The following is a 17,054-nucleotide window of genomic DNA, read 5'->3' as shown; positions in this document are numbered from 1 at the left end:
TTATGTTAGATAAAATAGGAATTGCCAAACGAATTGCACAAGAGTTAAAAGATGGTTATTTCGTGAATTTAGGGATTGGAATACCAACACTCGTAGCCAATTATATTCCAAATGGAATTGCAGTTGAGTTTCAAAGTGAGAATGGAGTCCTAGGTATGGGGCCTTTTCCGTTTGAAGGAGAAGAAGATGCTGATATTATTAATGCAGGGAAGCAAACCATTACCACTTTGCCTGGGGCTTCTTTTTTTGATTCAGCTACAAGTTTTGGAATGATACGAGGACAACATGTTGATTTGACTATTTTGGGAGCAATGGAAGTTTCTGAAAATGGTGATATTGCCAACTGGAAAATTCCTGGAAAAATGGTAAAAGGAATGGGTGGAGCAATGGATTTAGTAGCTTCTGCAGAGAATATTATCGTTGCAATGATGCATGTAAACAAAGTAGGTGAGTCCAAAATACTTAAGAAATGCACCTTGCCCTTAACGGGAGTTGGTTGTGTAAAAAAAGTAGTCACCGAATTGGCCGTTTTAGAAGTCACTCCAAAAGGTTTCAAACTTATTGAGCGTGCTCCTGGTATTACGGTTCAACAAATTATTGAGGCTACCGAAGCAAATTTGATCATTGAAGGTGAAATCCCAGAAATGATAATTGATTAGTATTTAGACATATATAATTTTTTTTAACATTTTATTTGTAATAATTTTATTTTTTTAATTTTATTTTTTTAATTTTATTTTTTTAATTTTATAGAAACAAACTAAAGAAAGTAAACTATGAAAAATTTAAAATTATTTGTAATTACATTTCTGTTTTCAGCCGTTGGTATGATGGCTCAAGATAGAGGTTCAGTTGTTCTTAATGCGTATGGGACTTATACCTTTTCGAATAATATTAATTTTGATTATGGTCATCTAAATGTTGGAGATGGTTTTACGTATGGAGCTGGATTGGAATTCTTTCCTCAAAAATCGAGTTCTATAGAGCTAAAGTATTTAAGATTAGACACATCTGTGAATGCACACGCACCAGGGGTAGCTATCGATCCAAAATTTTTGAATGGTGACGTAGCTTTTAATTATATCTTAATTGGAGGAAATTACTATTTTGATTCAGGAAATAGTGCAGTGCCTTATTTAGGTGGAGGAATCGGTATGTCTATTACTGATGGCCCTAATGGAGGCGGTGATACAAACTTTGCTTGGGAGATCAAAGGAGGTGTTAAAATTAAAACGAATTCTAGTGTTTCTGTAAGCCTTCAAGCTAATCTTATCTCAACAGTAACACCTGCTGGAACCGATACTTATTGGGGTTATTGGGGGCCTGTAACGTTACAAGATTATGCTTATTCTTATCAATTTGGTTTAGGAGCGATTATTGGTTTCAACCTTAAATAAAAATATTTCTTTTAGAACATAAAAAAGAGTTTGCACCGCAAACTCTTTTTTTGTGGTTCAAAGTTTTTTTCAAACTTTATCATTTACCGAGTAACATAATTTCGTTAATAAGGACCTCGGTTATATAGCGTTTTTCGCCATTTTTATCATCATAACTTCTATGGGTTAATTTTCCTTCTAGTGCTATTTGTTTGCCTTTGGTGACAAATTTTTCAATAATCTCAGCTGTTTTTCCCCAAGCGATTACGGTATGCCATTCGGTTTGTTCGACACGCTCTCCTTTTTCGTTTTTATAACTGTCACTGGTAGCGATATTTAAACTGGCTTTCTTTTTACCTCCTTCAAACGTTTTGATTTCTGGTTCGTTTCCTACGTTACCGATCAATTGTACTCTGTTTTTCATTGCATTCATGGCGTGTAAAATTTAAATGTTAGTGTATAAATATTTTTTTGAAATGCGTTATTTGATTTCAACAAGGCAAAGTTGCGACAGCTTTCAAAAGATATTCGGTTGCTAACTATTTACTTTCGGTTGTAACTGTTTGTAACCGTTTGTAAACGGATACGTTTTGATAGAGGGGAGCAATACCCTTTTTTTAGAGATTAAAACTTTTCAATCGCAATGAGTTCAATATTACCGAAACGGAACTAAAACTCATAGCTACTGCAGCGACCATTGGTGATAATAACCATCCCCAAAAAGGATACAAGATACCCGCTGCAATAGCAATTCCTAAAACATTATAAACAAAAGCAAAAAACAAGTTTTGTTTAATGTTTTGCATCACAGCATGGCTTAGTTTTTTTGCTTTTACAATATCTTGTAAATCACCTTTAACTAGAGTGATTTCGGAGCTTTCTATTGCTACTCCTGTTCCAGTTCCCATTGCAATTCCTATATTGGCTTGAGCCAAGGCTGGAGCATCATTAATGCCATCGCCAGTCATGGCTACAATTTTGCCTTTTTGTTGTAGGTTTTTGATGGTGTTTAACTTGTCTTCGGGTAAGCAATTGGCAAAATAATTGGTAATTCCCAATTCATTGGCAACTGCTTTGGCTGTATTTTCATTATCGCCAGTGAGCATAATCACATCAATTCCTAATTGTTGTAATTGTTCACAGGCTGATTTACTGGTTGCTTTTATTTTATCGGAAATAACAACAAATCCAACCATAATGGTATCCAAAGCAATATATGAAACGGTTTTGCCGTGACTTTGTTCTTCTTTTATTTTGGCTTCCAAATCGGCTGGAATAATTATTTTTTCATCGGTCATTAATTTTAAATTACCCAAAATGATTTTTTTATCATTTATCCAGCCCAAAACGCCTTTGCCAGAAATTGCTTCGAAACCTTTTACTTCTAACGGAGGAAGGTTTTTTACTTTAGCAAATTCTACGATGGCTTGAGCCAAAGGATGTTCGCTGTGTTGATTTAATGAGGCAATATTTTGCAATAACAGTTCTTCATTATGATTTATTGAAAATATTGTATCAACTGAGGGTTTTCCTTCGGTAATAGTCCCTGTTTTATCAGTCAGTAAAACATCGATTTTATCTAGGTTTTGCAAAGCTTCGGCATTTTTTATTAAAATTCCTGATTGAGCTCCTTTGCCAACACCAACCATTATAGACATTGGGGTTGCTAACCCTAAAGCACATGGGCAAGCAATTATTAATACCGCAATCGCATTGATAAAGCCGTACACTAAAGCTGGTTCTGGACCAAATTGAGCCCAAACCCCAAAAGTAATTATTGAAATTCCGATGACAATTGGAACGAAATATTGTGCAATACTATCGGCTAATTTTTGGATTGGTGCTCTGGAGCGACTAGCGTTATTAACCATTTTTATAATCTGCGAAAGTAACGTTTCGGATCCGACTTTTTCGGCAATCATTTCAAAAGATTTATTCCCATTTATAGTTCCAGAAATGACAGTATCATCTATTGTTTTATCTACAGGAATGGGTTCACCAGTAATCATAGATTCGTCTATACTGCTTTCGCCTTTATAAATTTTACCATCAACAGGGATTTTCTCTCCTGGTTTTACACGTAGAATATCGCCTTTTTTTATATCCTGAATATCGATTATTCTATCGACTCCATCAACGATTAAAGTAGCTTCTGTAGGGGCAAGTTTTAATAATTCTTTTATAGCAGCGTTTGTTTGGCCATGAGCTTTGGCTTCCATTAATTGACCAATTAAAACCAATGTTAAAATCACTGCAGTAGCTTCAAAATAAAGAGCCACAGAACCGTGATGTTTAAACTCTTCTGGGAAATAATCTGGTAACAAAAGCCCAACTACACTAAATAAAAAGGCGATACCTGTTCCTATCCCGATTAAGGTAAACATGTTTAAATTCCAATTGACAATTGATTTCCAAGCTCGCTTGAAAAAAATCCATCCCGAATAAAATACTACAGGTAAGGTTAGCAAAAATTGAATCCAGTTCCATTTTTGAATGTCTAACAATACCGTTAATGGATTATTCGGGATCATTATGGTCATGGCAATTGCAAAAATAGGAATTGTAAATACCAATGCTATTTTCAATTTGTGCCATAAATCAGAGTACGCTTTATTTTCATCTTCAGTTTTGGGCTGTATCAAAATCAAACCCATTCCACAAATCGAGCAATCACCTGGTGTATCTGAGATAATTTCAGGATGCATAGGACAAGTATATTGCTTTTTGGCAGTACTTATCTCTGGAGCTTTTACTAAATCCATACCGCAAACAGGGCAATCACCAGGTTCATCATAGACCTTGTCGCCTTCGCAAAACATAGGACAGTAATATTTACCGGAAGCCGACTCGGGTAAATTAACCGTAGTTTCTTTTGGATTATGGGTATGGTAAATCGAATGGGAGTTTGAATTGCCGCTTTCGCTAATGGTATAATTTCCAGCAGTGTATAAGGCTTTTTGTAATTTGAAAAAGGAAATTGGTTTTTCTGAAATTATTGTCGCTTCGGGTGGATTCAACGTTACACTAGCCTTAACACCATCGATAGTATTCAATGAGTTCTCTACTTTTGTTCTGCAACTATTACAGGACATTCCATTAATCGTATATTTTTTTTCCATGATGACTTTAGAATGATTTACAATGCAAAGTTCATATTAAAGGGGAAGATAGAGGTTGCACAATTCTGGAAAAGGTTTGTATAATTATAAACGATCGATCGGTTTTCTTTTTATTTGCTTCATTTTTTTAAAATTTGATGGAGAGATACCCGTTACTTTTTTGAATTGATTGCTCAAATGCGATACCGTACTGTAATCAAGTAAAAAGGCAATTTCGCTCAGGGTCATATCATTATAAAACAATAATTCTTTTACTCTTTCTATTTTTTGAGCAATGAAGTAATGCTCGATGGTAACTCCTTCTGTACTTGAGAAAAGAGTACTCAATGCACTGTAATCTTGATTGATTTCGGAGGTTAAATAAGCCGACAAATTGATTTTTAGTTTCTGATTTTGATAATAAATAAGATCAATAATTAAATTCTTGATTCGCTCTATTGTTTTACTGTTTTTATCGTCTAATAATTCAAAACCAAGATTCAAGAGTTTTTCCGAAAATTGATGTTTTTCGTTTTGCTCAAAATCTCTGCCAGTTGTTACTTCACCAAGTTTTATAGAAAGAATGGGTATTTCCATTTCTTCGAGTATTGTTTTTACAGCCATTTCACAACGACCACAAACCATGTTTTTTATGTGTAATTTCATCAATTTTAATTCTCTTAGGTGTTATAAATGTAAGGAATTAAATTTTAGAATACCACATTATGGTTGGTTGTCAGGTGGTTTTAAACATATTGAAAATAAATCCTTTTTTGTGTTATTTGTAATCGTTTGTAAATGGAAATTTATTCGTTATATTTGATGTAAATCAGCTACTTATGCAAACAAAAATCAAGAAGGTCGAACTGCGAAATCTTAAGATTGAAGATTATAAAGAATTGAAAAAGTCTATGATTCAGGCTTATCCTGGTATGGAAGATCCCTATTGGGAACAAAAAGACATAGAGAATTTGTTAGAGATATTTTCGGAAGGACAATTGGTTATCTTGGCCGATGGGAAAGTGGTAGGTTCTGCATTGTCATTAATTGTCGATGAGGTTTTAGTAGATAAAAACCCCAATTATGCTAAAATTACAGGCAATTATACTTTTTCGACACACAATCCCGAAGGCGAAATTTTGTACGGAATAGATGTGTTTATTCATCCAGAATATAGAGGATTACGATTAGGTCGCCGATTGTATGATGCTCGCAAAGAGTTGTGCGAACAACTGAATCTTAAAGCAATTGTTTTTGCAGGAAGAATTCCAAACTACAGCGCTCACGCCGATAAGTTATCTCCCAAAAAATATATCGAAAAAGTCAAAAAAAAGGAATTACACGACCCTGTGCTTTCTTTTCAATTGAGTAATGATTTTCACGTAATCCGAATTATGAAAAATTATCTCGAGGGTGATACAGGCTCCAAAGAATTTGCTGTATTGCTCGAGTGGAATAACGTTTATTATGACGAAAGTCCTCAATTGATAAACACCACCAAAAGTGTCATTCGACTGGGACTGATTCAGTGGCAAATGCGTCCTTTGTCTAATTTGGATGCCTTATTCGAACAAGCAGAGTTTTTTATTGATGCCGTATCGGGTTATAAAAGCGATTTTGCATTATTTCCAGAGTTGTTTATTGCGCCGCTTATGGCCGATTACAATCATTTAAATGAATCTGAAGCTATTAGAGAACTAGCGAAATATGCAGATCCAATTCGTAAAAAATTTCAGGAGTTTGCCATTTCTTACAATATCAATATTATTTCGGGTAGTATGCCCTATTTGGAAAACGGCAACTTATACAATGTTGGGTTTCTTTGCAAAAGAGATGGAACTTCGGAGATGTATTACAAGATTCATATTACACCCAACGAAGTACTGCATTGGGGAATGAAAGGCGGTTCGCAGTTTAAAACCTTTGATACCGATTGCGGAAAAATTGGAATAATGATTTGTTATGACGTCGAATTTCCAGAACTCTCCAGACTTTTAGCAGACGAAGACATGAATATTTTGTTTGTACCATTTCTGACCGATACCCAAGGAGGATACACTAGAGTCCGACATTGCTCCCAAGCACGAGCTATAGAAAACGAGTGTTATGTTGCCATTGCTGGCTGTGTGGGGAATCTCCCGAAAGTGAACAATATGGACATTCAATATGCCCAAACAGCCGTTTTTACTCCTTCGGATTTTGCTTTTCCTAGCACTGGTGTAAAAGCTGAAGCCACCCCAAATACCGAAATGACTTTGATTGTTGATGTCGATTTGGATTTACTAAAAGAGTTACACGAACACGGAAGTGCCCGAATTCTAAAAGACCGTAGAACCGACTTGTACGAAATCAAAAAATTAAAATAAAATGGAAATACAGATTGACCTTGAAAAATTAAGATTTCCAATTGGTGAATTTCAAAAACCTGATATAATTACATCCTCTGATTTAAATAAATGGATTGCTACTATTGAAAGTTTTCCCAAAAAAATAAAATCACTAACCGAGAATCTTTCAGCAGAACAATTAAATTGGATTTATCGACCTAATGGGTGGAAGATCAAACAAGTAGTGCATCATTGTGCCGATAGTCATATGAATAGTTTAATTCGTTTCAAATTAGCTTTGACCGAAGATATTCCTGTTATCAAACCCTATGAAGAACAGCTATGGGCAGAACTCATTGATGGCAAATCGGATGATGTTTCGGCTTCTATCAAAATAATAGAAGGTGTTCATGCCCGATGGGTTTTGCTTTTGAAATCCTTTGGCGAAACAGAATTGAAGCGACAATTTACGCATCCAGCCAATCAAAAAACTTCGTGTTTAGATGAAATAATTGGTATTTATGCGTGGCATTGCAATCATCATTTGGCACATATAGAGCAGGCACTATCGTATAAGGGGGAGTTTTTGTAAAAGTTACAATTCAAAAAATGACAATAGTAAATAACAATCGAGTAGTATCCATTGATCTTTTGAAAGGGTTAGTGATGGTGATTATGGCCTTGGATCATGTTAGAGATTATTTTCATTATTCGGCCAATTTTTTTGACCCAACCGATCCTACCCAAACGACATTTCCAATTTATTTTACCCGATGGATTACCCATTTTTGTGCGCCCACATTTTGTTTCTTGGCTGGAATTTCGGCTTTTTTGGTTGGTAAACGAAAAACGCCAAAAGAATTGTCGGTCTTTTTAGCCACTAGAGGACTTTGGTTAGTGCTTATTGAGTTAACTGTGGTAAACTTCGGCTGGTTTTTTGATCCCGAGTTCAGAACATTTGGTTTATTGGTTATTTGGTCTCTAGGGATATGTATGATAGCGTTGTCTGTGCTAATCTATCTTCCGCCAAAGGTATTGTTGTTGTTTTGTGGTGTACTTATTTTTGGACATAACCTATTGGATTCGGTAGATTTAGATAATAATGTATTGTGGAATATACTGCATCAACCTACTTTGATAAATGTAACACCGCATACACAATTGTTTATTGGTTATCCTGTTATTCCTTGGATTGCTGTTATGGCTTTGGGGTATTATTTTGGGCAGTATTACGACCAATCATTTGATAGCTCCAAGCGAGAAAAATTATTCAACGCAATAGGATTTGTTTCGATCATTCTATTCTTAATTTTAAGAGGAACCAATTTTTATGGCAATCCAACACCATGGCTGGATTATGAAGGTTTTACCAAAGATTTATATTCTTTTTTTAATCCTAATAAATATCCACCTTCTTTATTGTATTTATTGATGACTTTGGGAGTTGCTTTCTTGTTTTTGGCTAATTCAGAAAATTTAAAAGGGCGAGTGGTGAATTTCTTTTGTACGTTCGGGCGAGTTCCTTTCTTTTATTATATACTGCATCTTTACGCCATACATATCACAGCAATGATTTTTGCAGAAATTTCAGGACTTGGTTGGGAGCATTTTATTTTGCCAACTTGGATCGGGTTTATCCCAGAAATAAAAGGTTACGGATACAATCTTATTACTGTTTATTTGGTTTGGTTAGGAATCGTTGCTATACTTTATCCTATTTGCAAAAAATTTGATGCTTATAAACAGAATCATAAACCGAAGACTTGGTTGAGTTATTTGTAAAACTGATTGACAAATGCAAAAAGAAGACGATCGTTTGGCTGTTCGATAAAATATCTAATTGTTTGTTCGTGCCAATTTAGCTCAACTATAAACGCAAAAATACGATAATAATTAATTCATTTTTTAATTAAAATTACATACCGATATGAAAACCTGCCTCGAATGCGGAGATACCATTGTGGGTCGAGAAGACAAGAAATTTTGTAGCGATGGTTGTCGAAACGCCTATAACAATAAAATAAATAAGGACAGCACAAATTATATGCGAAATATCAATAACAAATTGAGAAAAAATTACCGAATTTTGTCCGAGTTAAATGTTGATGGAAAGTCCAAAACAACCCGATCTAAGTTGGTGAGCAAAGGATTTGATTTTGAGTTTTTCACTAATGTTTTGAATACAAAAACAGGTAATGTTTATTATTTTCTGTATGACCAAGGTTATATGGTTTTGGATAATGATTATTATATGCTCGTAAAAAAAGATATTTAATACCCAAATTTTTAATAATGAAAAAAAATTACGCTTCCCTAATAACTGCTGTTATTATTCTTGGGATTTTGGCCTTTTTATTTGGTACTTTAACACCTTCTTGGTCTTCGGATGAGGATGAAAAAGTTACGGAATTTTCGACCAATAGAGCACTCGAGCATGTTGTTGCTATGACCGAAAAACCACATTATGTAGGTACCAAAAATCATGAAGTTGTTGCTAATTACATTATTAAAGAGTTACAAAAATTGGGATTAGAGCCTTTGGTTCAAGAAGGTTTTACTTTGACAGAATGGGGAAATTTGGTGAAATCCAAAAATATCATGTGTCGTATTGATGGGAATAAAGCAGGCGGTAAAGCATTGTTGCTTCTTTCTCATTATGATAGTGCGCCACATTCAGTTTCACATGGCGCTAGTGATGATGCTTCTGGGGTAGCGACAATTCTAGAAGGGATTCGCACTTTTTTGAATGCCAAAACCAAACATCAAAACGATATTATTCTATTATTTACAGATGCCGAAGAATTAGGACTAAATGGTGCTGCGCTTTTCGTGACCCAACACCAATGGGCCAAAGAGGTAGGATTGGTCTTGAATTTTGAAGCTCGTGGTACTGCTGGACCAAGTTATATGCTGATGGAAACCAATAAAGGTAATGCTGGCTTGGTCAAAGAATTTGCCAAAGCCGATGCTTCTCATCCCGTTTCGAATTCCTTAATGTACAGCATTTACAAAATGCTTCCTAACGACACTGATTTGACCGTTTTTAGAGAAAAAGGAGATATTCAGGGTTTTAATTTTGCTTTTATTGATGGTCATTATAATTATCATACGCAACAGGACGATGTGGCTCATTTGAATAAAAATTCGTTGAAACATCAAGGCACTTATTTGATGCCATTATTGAATTATTTCTCTAATACAGATTTAAAAAATACAATTGCAGCCAAGGATGATGTTTATTTTACAATTCCGTTTACGTTTATCAGTTATCCTTTTGATTGGGTAATACCAATGACCTTAATTGCGGTTGGAGTTCTTATATTTTTGGTATTTATCGGAAAAATCAAGCGTGTATTGAAGTTGAGCGATATTATGAAAGGTTTCTTTCCTTTCTTGGGGGCTTTGATACTGGCAGGATTGCTTACGTATTATGGTTGGCAAGGATTACTTTTGGTAAATCCACAGTACAACGATTTGCTTAATGGATTTACCTATAATGGGCATGATTATATTTATGCTTTTATATTGTTGAGTCTTTCTATATGTTTTTTCTTTTATCAAGTAGCATCGGCTCGAAAGGTTACTATGAATCATTATGTAGTTCCGTTGGTGTTTTGGATCGTACTCAATGGTTTTTTGGCTAACAGTTTGCCAGGAGCAGGATTTTTGATTATTCCAGTGTATTTTGGATTATTTGCTTTTGCCGTTTTCATCTTTACTCAAAGATCCAATTGGATAGTAAATCTTATTTGCGCAATTCCGGCAGTATTGATAATAGCGCCATTTATCCAAATGTTTCCTATTGGTTTAGGGTTAAAAATACTATTTGGAACCGCAATTTTAACAGTGCTAACTTTTGCTATTGTATTGCCTATGTTTGGCGATTTTCGTCAAAAGGGGGTTTGGGCTTTGATACTGTTTTTAATCTCAATTTTATTCTTTGCTAAAGCACAATACCAATCTGGTTACGAAGTAGGAAAAGCAAAATCCAATAGTTTGGTTTATCTCTATAATGCTGATAAAAACAGAGCTTACTGGACTACATATGACACAAACCTGGATTCTTGGACAAAAACGTATTTAACCGAAAATCCTAAAAGTGCAAGAACTTTGAACGATTTGACTTTGTTTAGTAAATACCATTCTCAATTTACGTATGCAATTGAAACGCCAGTCAAAGAAATAGCCAAACCTACTATTTCATTCTTAAAAGATAGTGTTGTTGGACATAGAAGGTTTTTGAAAATAAAAATCACACCTAATAGAAAAGTAAATCGTTATGATATTTTTGCTGCCGAAATTATGAGCTTCTTTAATTTTAAAGCAAATGGAGTAACGGCAATAGACCAAAAAGGAAACGAATTGGAACGAAACGGCCGAAAATTATTAAGTTATTATGTGGTAAACAATGAGCCATTGGTTTTGCAATTTACCATCAATAAAGCGACTGTTTTGGATATGGATCTTATGGAAAGTTCTTTTGATTTAATGGTTAACCCTTTATTTAATATCAATCCAAGACAAGATTGGATGATGCCAACACCATTTGTTTTGAATGATGCTGTTGTTATTACGCAAAAAATTAAAAGAGCCCGAAAAGTGGTAGTTCCTGTTGTTGATCCTAATTTGGTTAAACCAATTGTGAAAGATAGTTTGGGTGTAGTTAAGGATAGTTTGAAGGCAAAAGAAGTGAAACCTTTGTAAATACAGATAGATTTTTTTCTAATTGTAAAACAAAAAAAGATCGTTAATGCGATCTTTTTTTGTTTTACAGATTCTCTACAGAAGATTTTTTTTGATAATAACAAATTGACAAACGAGCTTGTACAGGAAACATAAGAGTTTCCCAATTGTTTTCTTTTTCGCTATTAATAGAAACGAGATAGTTGTTTTCGACTATATCAATCAATGTTAGTAAAGGAGAAAAAAATGTAATGCCAATTTTGTGTTTAGAAGGATCGGTAATGTCTGTATTGATAATATCTAACTGATAGTTAATAAAAGGAAAGTAATTGTTTCCCAATACGTCTGTTACTCGGTGTAATTTTCCTTTTAATTGTAGAACATAACTATGAGCAGCAATTCCAACTAAATAATGCAATTGTGTTGCTTTTTCATTTTCGGTCAATAATTCTCTGAAAGTGTTTTTTGGGTTATCGGTGTTATTAAATTGTTGTTGCTGCATCAAATACTCTTTATAGGTGTCTTCCCAAACGTATTTGTCCCAAAGAAAAGTAGCCGAATTATCAATGACTATTCGGTACGCCAGTCTTATTTTGGCCTTGTACATAGGATTAAAAATTTTCGGCAGGAATTTCTAAAACAATCAAAAGAGCATTCTCCGAGAGTGCTTCCCATTCTATGATTCCTGTATTGGTTAGACTCAACCCATCTTTGGCTTCCAGTAATCTATTTTCTACCTCAAAAGCACCATTAACCACAAAAACAAAAACACCGTTTAAGTGTTTTTTTAACTGGTAATTGCCTTCTCTTCTTCCGTCATAAAGGCCAATGAAACCTTTTGCGTTGGTAAGACTAAAAAGCGAGTATAATTTATTTCGTTCTGATAAATCAAATTGAAACGGATGTGCATTCGAATTATAATGAAATGATTTTGGGGTGAACCAAATTTCCAAATAACTTACATTTTCTTCATATGTATTCGAAATTTCTATAGTCATCCCTTTTTGTGCAGAGATGTGTTTGATTTGATCTACTCGAATGAAATCTTTATCACCTAAATTGTCCAAATAATCGATACCGCCAAAAAGAGGTAATAAAAAGATGTCTGTATCGGTATCTAAATAAGTGAATTTTTTTCCTGAAGGAGCTAAAATAATTTCAGTGAATAGCTTCAAACTGCCAAAAGTTTTTGGTTTGCTATTTAGTTTCTCCTCATAATTAAGTGTAGATACAGCCATAACAAGATCCGATTTGGTAATGGTACGCAAATCGGATTTGAAAATTTGAGCAGGATTTTGACGAATCATTTTTAGCAAATAAAAGAATTAATTAGCCACTTTAATCGTATGGGTCAATGCATAACCATCGGCGATGCTTCCAGTTATGGTTGACATTTCGCTAGAAAGTGAATCCGAGAAAATATTGTCTGAGGCATTATACGTATATCCGTTAAGCCCTTTTGTATAGCCATTGGCAGTAGATGCATTTACAAGACTAACTGCGCTATTGCTGCCTTCTGGAAATGCTATTTGTGTTACCAATAGCGATTTCCCTGATGAGTTGTATATGTGTACGTGAATATGTGTGGCTCTACCTTGGTACCATCCTGGAAAAATAGAGGTAAATTGAACTAATCCATCAGAATTGGTTGTTTGCCTCCCTCTTAAAAAATGAGCCGAGGTAAAATCTGCTGATTGCATAGAAGTTCCTCCGTATTCTGAATAATAACCGTCTTTGTCACAATGCCAAATATCTACTATAGCTCCAGCGAGTGCTTCGCAATTAGCATTGGTGTTCTGAATCGTAATCGCAACACTTAGAGCAACGCCTGTTCTATCACTAACAATGTTGGATGTAATTAAGGATGTTGGAGATTTTGTGGGGAAAGGACCTTCTGTCTCTGATGGAGTTACAGAACAACTCCCAGAACCACCACTAGTATCTGTTGAGGAACCATCTGAATTGTCTGTTGATGACAAATCGCTATCATCGCTACTGCAGGAATTAATCATCGGGATTATGGATAATGTGCCCAATCCAACCAAACCAATTCCTCTTAAAAATTCTTTTCTTTCCATAATAAATACATTTTTCAGTTTATGTATGTAAAAGTATTTAACGACAATTAAGCATAAAAATTTATGAGGTAAGGGGAATATTTTAAGAGGTGAATGTGTTAAAAAATTGATTTTTTGTTTTTTTATAATTCAAAATTGAGTGTTATTCTTTGTTTAATAAGGCAAAAAAAGTGATTTCATAACTCGTACTTACTGGTATTTCGTTCTGATTAATATAAATTATTTTGTTTCGTACTTTATCTATTTTAGTAATTGCCACAATATAGGAACGGTGAACCCGTATAAAATCAGATTCTGGTAGTTTTTGTAAAAGTGCTTTCATTGTCATTCTGGCAACAATGGTCTTTTGGTTTTGGATATGGATTTTAAGGTAATCATCTAAACCTTCAATATATAAAATATCCGATAATAGAATTTTAATTAAGCTGTAATCGGCTCGAACAAAGAGATATTGCTGTTCCGGATTTTGATTTTGTGTTTTCCATTGTATATAGGCCTTTTCTACAGCTTGTTCAAAACGAATAAACGAAAATGGTTTTAATAGATAATCTGTTGCACTCAAGGTAAATCCTTCTACAGCATATTCAGAATAAGCGGTTGTAAATATTACCATAGTTTTATGGGGCAGATTTTTATAGAAATCAATCCCAGAAATGGCAGGCATATTGATGTCTAAAAACAATAAATCAACAGGATATTTTTTTAAATATTTGAGAGCATCTTCAGACTTTGTAAAAATTTTTTGCAAATCGATATGCTCAATTTTAGAACAAAAACTTTCTAAAATATAGAGTGCAGGTGGTTCATCGTCTAGTGCAATCGCTTTTATCATCCTACTTTTATAGTTAAGTTTATCTGATACGTTTCCGGCTTATCTTCTATAGATAAAATATGGTTATGAGAATATAAAAGATTAAGTCTTTCTATTGTGTTTTGCAATCCAATACCACTGTCGGATTGAATAGATTGCACTTTATTGTTAGAAACAAATAAAGTTAAATAATCTCCAATTATGGTGATTCTTATACAAATTACGGAATTTTGATTTGGATTTACGCCGTGTTTGAATGCGTTTTCTATAAAAGATATCAAAATCAAAGGGGTTATGGCTTTGCCAATTGGTTCTCCTTCTAAGCTATAATCTATTGCAACGGTATTCCCTAATCTGGTTTTTTGCAATTCTATATAGTTGGTTATGTAATTGATTTCTTTTTCTAAACCAATCACATCATCATTGGCATTGGTAATGATATAACGCATTAATTCGGATAATTGCACAACAGCATCGGCAGTTTTGTCGTCTTTTTTTATCGCTAAAGAATAAATACTATTCAACGTATTGAATAAAAAATGGGGATTAATTTGGGCTTTCAAAAAAGATAATTCAGATTTCATTCTGTCTTCTTCAACTTTTTGTAATCTAATTTTTATCGCAAAAAACAAACTAGAGACAACACCAATCAAATAAACAAAAAGGGTATGACTGTATCGAGTAGGCGGACCTCCAAAATGGGTAATCGAATTAAAATTTGATGGAGCAGGTCTATGTGGAAAGGGAGGGTTTTGGTGTTCAAAACCAAGTGGATTAGGTGGGCGCATACCGTTTAATGGCGGTTGTTGGGGTTTGTTGAAATCTAGAAAATTTAGTGACGGATTATCGAATAGGGTCGAAATTAGAAGGAAAAAGAATAAAAATCCAACCAATATAACGGCATATTTAATTTGTTTTTCTTTAAAATAAAACTTTGGAATTAGAACATAGTAATTGAAATAAAAGAAAATAAGCAATAGAATATAGATGAAAAAGTAAATTCGGTCATGTGGATTCGTTGCTAATTTGGGTAAACTAAAAATGCTACCTGTGCTAGAAAAGGAATAGGGTAGAAACAGAAACACAAAGCATAAACCTAAGTGCATGGCATAAAAGGAAATGTTTTTTTTCATAGTAAAAGAAATTACTCAAAAATATGGTTTCTAAGGTTTCGAATAAAATTAATACGGTGAAATCCCGGTTTTTTAAGGTAGTTTTTATTTTTTAAAAGGATTAACCCAAATGCGAATCTATTGCATGTAAATTTTAAATCATTTCTGAAAACGAATCAAATGCCCATTCGAAAGACCGTGTATCTACAATCTGAAAATTAAAGGTTTGTGTCTTTTTTTGATATTATGATCAAATTACAACGTTTTCGTTAGTAAATTCATATTTTTTTTAGATTTTTAAAATTTAATACTTATTTAAAAATTATATCTTTGACATTCTTTCAAAACCAATTAAAAAAAAGATACTAATGAAAACTTTAAATAATTTTGATTTCAACAATAAAAAGGCAATAATAAGAGTTGATTTTAATGTTCCTTTGGATGAAAATTTTAATGTAACCGATACAACTCGTATCGAAGCTGCAAAACCAACTATTGATCATATTTTGTCTAACGGCGGAAGCGTTATTTTGATGTCTCACCTTGGAAGACCAAAAGGAGCTCAAGATAAATACTCTTTGAAACACATTCTAAAAACAACTTCAGAAATTTTAGGAGTACAAGTTCAATTTGCCGCAAATTGTATTGGGGCTGAGGCTCAAGAAGCTGCCAAAAATTTACAACCAGGTCAAGTATTGTTGTTGGAAAATTTACGTTTTCATGACGAAGAAGAAGCTGGAGATGTTGCTTTTGCAAAAGAATTGGCTTCACTTGGAGATATTTACGTGAACGATGCTTTTGGTACAGCACACAGAGCACACGCTTCAACTACAATTATTGCTCAGTTTTTTCCAGAAAACAAATGCTTCGGAACATTATTGGCTAAAGAAATCGATAGTTTAAATAAAGTATTGAAAAACAGCGAAAAACCAGTAACTGCCGTTCTAGGTGGTTCTAAAGTTTCTTCTAAAATTACGGTTATCGAAAATATTCTTGATAAAGTAGATCATATGATTATCGGGGGTGGAATGACTTATACTTTTATAAAAGCTTTAGGAGGTAATGTTGGAGATTCAATCTGCGAACTTGATAAATTAGACTTGGCTCTTGATATTTTGAAAAAAGCTGAGGAAAAAGGAGTGCAAATTCATATTCCTGTTGATGTTGTAGCTGCTGATGATTTCGCTAATAATGCGAATACTCAAGTGGTTGATGTTCGTGAAATTCCTGATGGATGGCAAGGTCTTGATGCTGGTCCAAAATCTTTGGCAAACTTCGAAAAAGTAATATTGGATTCTAAAACAATTCTTTGGAATGGGCCTCTAGGAGTTTTTGAAATGGAAACTTTTGCCAAAGGAACAATTGCTTTAGGTGATTATATTGCTGCAGCTACTGCAAATGGTGCTTTCTCACTTGTTGGAGGAGGAGATTCTGTTGCGGCAGTGAAACAATTTGGATTCGAAGACAAAATGAGTTACGTTTCAACCGGTGGAGGAGCGATGTTGGAAATGCTTGAAGGAAGAACATTGCCAGGAATTGCTGCCATTTTAGACTAAGATACTATTGGTA

General features: G+C 34.1%; 16 protein-coding genes. 8 read left to right on the top strand and 8 right to left on the bottom strand.

The features are described from left to right. Positions 1-2: 2 nt before the first annotated feature. Both ABEB18_RS05910 and ABEB18_RS05905 read left to right on the top strand, forming a co-directional pair. On the top strand, positions 3-659 hold the full coding sequence (locus ABEB18_RS05910; protein ID WP_348798241.1) for a CoA transferase subunit B: 657 nt from the start codon (positions 3-5) through the stop codon (positions 657-659). A 117-nt stretch (positions 660-776) separates the two neighbouring features. Beyond that, entirely contained in the window at positions 777-1,397 is a 621-nt protein-coding gene (locus ABEB18_RS05905) for an outer membrane beta-barrel protein (protein WP_348798240.1), read from the top strand. Between the two features lie 79 nt (positions 1,398-1,476). Here the strand turns inward: ABEB18_RS05905 and ABEB18_RS05900 are convergent, their stop codons facing one another. The 3 genes from ABEB18_RS05900 to ABEB18_RS05890 all read right to left on the bottom strand — a co-directional run bounded on the left by ABEB18_RS05900 (position 1,477) and on the right by ABEB18_RS05890 (position 5,140). Beyond that, complete coding sequence (locus ABEB18_RS05900; protein ID WP_348798239.1) at positions 1,477-1,809, bottom strand: single-stranded DNA-binding protein; 333 nt, start codon at positions 1,807-1,809, stop codon at positions 1,477-1,479. Positions 1,810-1,993: 184 nt separating this feature from the next. Beyond that, positions 1,994-4,495, bottom strand: coding sequence for a heavy metal translocating P-type ATPase (locus ABEB18_RS05895; protein WP_348798237.1), 2,502 nt, complete (start codon positions 4,493-4,495; stop codon positions 1,994-1,996). An 84-nt stretch (positions 4,496-4,579) separates the two neighbouring features. Continuing rightward, a complete protein-coding gene (locus ABEB18_RS05890; protein ID WP_348798236.1) occupies positions 4,580-5,140 on the bottom strand; it encodes a helix-turn-helix domain-containing protein in 561 nt (186 codons plus the stop codon). A 173-nt stretch (positions 5,141-5,313) separates the two neighbouring features. Here ABEB18_RS05890 and ABEB18_RS05885 point away from each other — a divergent pair, with 173 nt between their 5' ends. The 5 genes from ABEB18_RS05885 (at position 5,314) to ABEB18_RS05865 (ending at position 11,505) form a co-directional block, all read left to right on the top strand. Beyond that, the gene (locus ABEB18_RS05885) at positions 5,314-6,840 is read left to right on the top strand and encodes a GNAT family N-acetyltransferase (RefSeq protein WP_348798235.1); all 1,527 of its coding nucleotides are present in this window, start codon (positions 5,314-5,316) and stop codon (positions 6,838-6,840) included. A 1-nt stretch (position 6,841) separates the two neighbouring features. After that, entirely contained in the window at positions 6,842-7,393 is a 552-nt protein-coding gene (locus ABEB18_RS05880; protein WP_348798234.1) for a YfiT family bacillithiol transferase, read from the top strand. Positions 7,394-7,410: 17 nt separating this feature from the next. Next, positions 7,411-8,583 (top strand): acetyltransferase domain-containing protein, encoded by a 1,173-nt coding sequence (locus tag ABEB18_RS05875; RefSeq protein ID WP_348798233.1) that lies wholly within the window; start codon positions 7,411-7,413, stop codon positions 8,581-8,583. A 145-nt stretch (positions 8,584-8,728) separates the two neighbouring features. After that, positions 8,729-9,076, top strand: coding sequence for a hypothetical protein (locus ABEB18_RS05870; protein WP_348798232.1), 348 nt, complete (start codon positions 8,729-8,731; stop codon positions 9,074-9,076). Between the two features lie 17 nt (positions 9,077-9,093). Beyond that, complete coding sequence (locus tag ABEB18_RS05865) at positions 9,094-11,505, top strand: M20/M25/M40 family metallo-hydrolase (RefSeq protein ID WP_348798231.1); 2,412 nt, start codon at positions 9,094-9,096, stop codon at positions 11,503-11,505. 64 nt (positions 11,506-11,569) lie between these two features. Here the strand turns inward: ABEB18_RS05865 and ABEB18_RS05860 are convergent, their stop codons facing one another. The 5 genes from ABEB18_RS05860 to ABEB18_RS05840 form a co-directional block, all read right to left on the bottom strand. After that, positions 11,570-12,091, bottom strand: coding sequence for a hypothetical protein (locus ABEB18_RS05860; protein ID WP_348798230.1), 522 nt, complete (start codon positions 12,089-12,091; stop codon positions 11,570-11,572). 4 nt (positions 12,092-12,095) lie between these two features. Beyond that, entirely contained in the window at positions 12,096-12,791 is a 696-nt protein-coding gene (locus ABEB18_RS05855) for a pirin family protein (RefSeq protein ID WP_348798229.1), read from the bottom strand. Between the two features lie 18 nt (positions 12,792-12,809). Further along, positions 12,810-13,562, bottom strand: coding sequence for a dioxygenase family protein (locus tag ABEB18_RS05850; RefSeq protein ID WP_348798228.1), 753 nt, complete (start codon positions 13,560-13,562; stop codon positions 12,810-12,812). 142 nt (positions 13,563-13,704) lie between these two features. Then, complete coding sequence (locus ABEB18_RS05845; RefSeq protein ID WP_348798227.1) at positions 13,705-14,394, bottom strand: LytR/AlgR family response regulator transcription factor; 690 nt, start codon at positions 14,392-14,394, stop codon at positions 13,705-13,707. Beyond that, on the bottom strand, positions 14,391-15,506 hold the full coding sequence (locus tag ABEB18_RS05840) for a sensor histidine kinase (protein WP_348798226.1): 1,116 nt from the start codon (positions 15,504-15,506) through the stop codon (positions 14,391-14,393). The genes ABEB18_RS05845 and ABEB18_RS05840 overlap by 4 nt, the downstream gene beginning before the upstream one ends. A 347-nt stretch (positions 15,507-15,853) precedes the next feature. Here ABEB18_RS05840 and ABEB18_RS05835 point away from each other — a divergent pair, with 347 nt between their 5' ends. After that, complete coding sequence (locus ABEB18_RS05835; protein ID WP_348798225.1) at positions 15,854-17,041, top strand: phosphoglycerate kinase; 1,188 nt, start codon at positions 15,854-15,856, stop codon at positions 17,039-17,041. Positions 17,042-17,054 lie beyond the last annotated feature (13 nt).

This window comes from Flavobacterium adhaerens (genome assembly GCF_040045115.1).
Taxonomy (GTDB): domain Bacteria; phylum Bacteroidota; class Bacteroidia; order Flavobacteriales; family Flavobacteriaceae; genus Flavobacterium; species Flavobacterium adhaerens.
This window is presented reverse-complemented; position numbering and strand designations above follow the sequence as displayed.

Bases quoted from the DNA above. Each gene is read 5' to 3' on its own strand.
- ABEB18_RS05885 (WP_348798235.1), top strand. From the start codon at position 5,314: ATGCAAACAAAAATCAAGAAGGTCGAACTGCGAAATCTTAAGATTGAA.
- ABEB18_RS05905 (WP_348798240.1), top strand. From the start codon at position 777: ATGAAAAATTTAAAATTATTTGTAATTACATTTCTGTTTTCAGCCGTT.
- ABEB18_RS05855 (WP_348798229.1), bottom strand. From the start codon at position 12,791: ATGATTCGTCAAAATCCTGCTCAAATTTTCAAATCCGATTTGCGTACC.
- ABEB18_RS05875 (WP_348798233.1), top strand. From the start codon at position 7,411: ATGACAATAGTAAATAACAATCGAGTAGTATCCATTGATCTTTTGAAA.
- ABEB18_RS05870 (WP_348798232.1), top strand. From the start codon at position 8,729: ATGAAAACCTGCCTCGAATGCGGAGATACCATTGTGGGTCGAGAAGAC.
- ABEB18_RS05860 (WP_348798230.1), bottom strand. From the start codon at position 12,091: ATGTACAAGGCCAAAATAAGACTGGCGTACCGAATAGTCATTGATAAT.
- ABEB18_RS05845 (WP_348798227.1), bottom strand. From the start codon at position 14,394: ATGATAAAAGCGATTGCACTAGACGATGAACCACCTGCACTCTATATT.
- ABEB18_RS05890 (WP_348798236.1), bottom strand. From the start codon at position 5,140: ATGAAATTACACATAAAAAACATGGTTTGTGGTCGTTGTGAAATGGCT.
- ABEB18_RS05910 (WP_348798241.1), top strand. From the start codon at position 3: ATGTTAGATAAAATAGGAATTGCCAAACGAATTGCACAAGAGTTAAAA.
- ABEB18_RS05850 (WP_348798228.1), bottom strand. From the start codon at position 13,562: ATGGAAAGAAAAGAATTTTTAAGAGGAATTGGTTTGGTTGGATTGGGC.
- ABEB18_RS05895 (WP_348798237.1), bottom strand. From the start codon at position 4,495: ATGGAAAAAAAATATACGATTAATGGAATGTCCTGTAATAGTTGCAGA.
- ABEB18_RS05835 (WP_348798225.1), top strand. From the start codon at position 15,854: ATGAAAACTTTAAATAATTTTGATTTCAACAATAAAAAGGCAATAATA.
- ABEB18_RS05840 (WP_348798226.1), bottom strand. From the start codon at position 15,506: ATGAAAAAAAACATTTCCTTTTATGCCATGCACTTAGGTTTATGCTTT.
- ABEB18_RS05865 (WP_348798231.1), top strand. From the start codon at position 9,094: ATGAAAAAAAATTACGCTTCCCTAATAACTGCTGTTATTATTCTTGGG.
- ABEB18_RS05900 (WP_348798239.1), bottom strand. From the start codon at position 1,809: ATGAATGCAATGAAAAACAGAGTACAATTGATCGGTAACGTAGGAAAC.
- ABEB18_RS05880 (WP_348798234.1), top strand. From the start codon at position 6,842: ATGGAAATACAGATTGACCTTGAAAAATTAAGATTTCCAATTGGTGAA.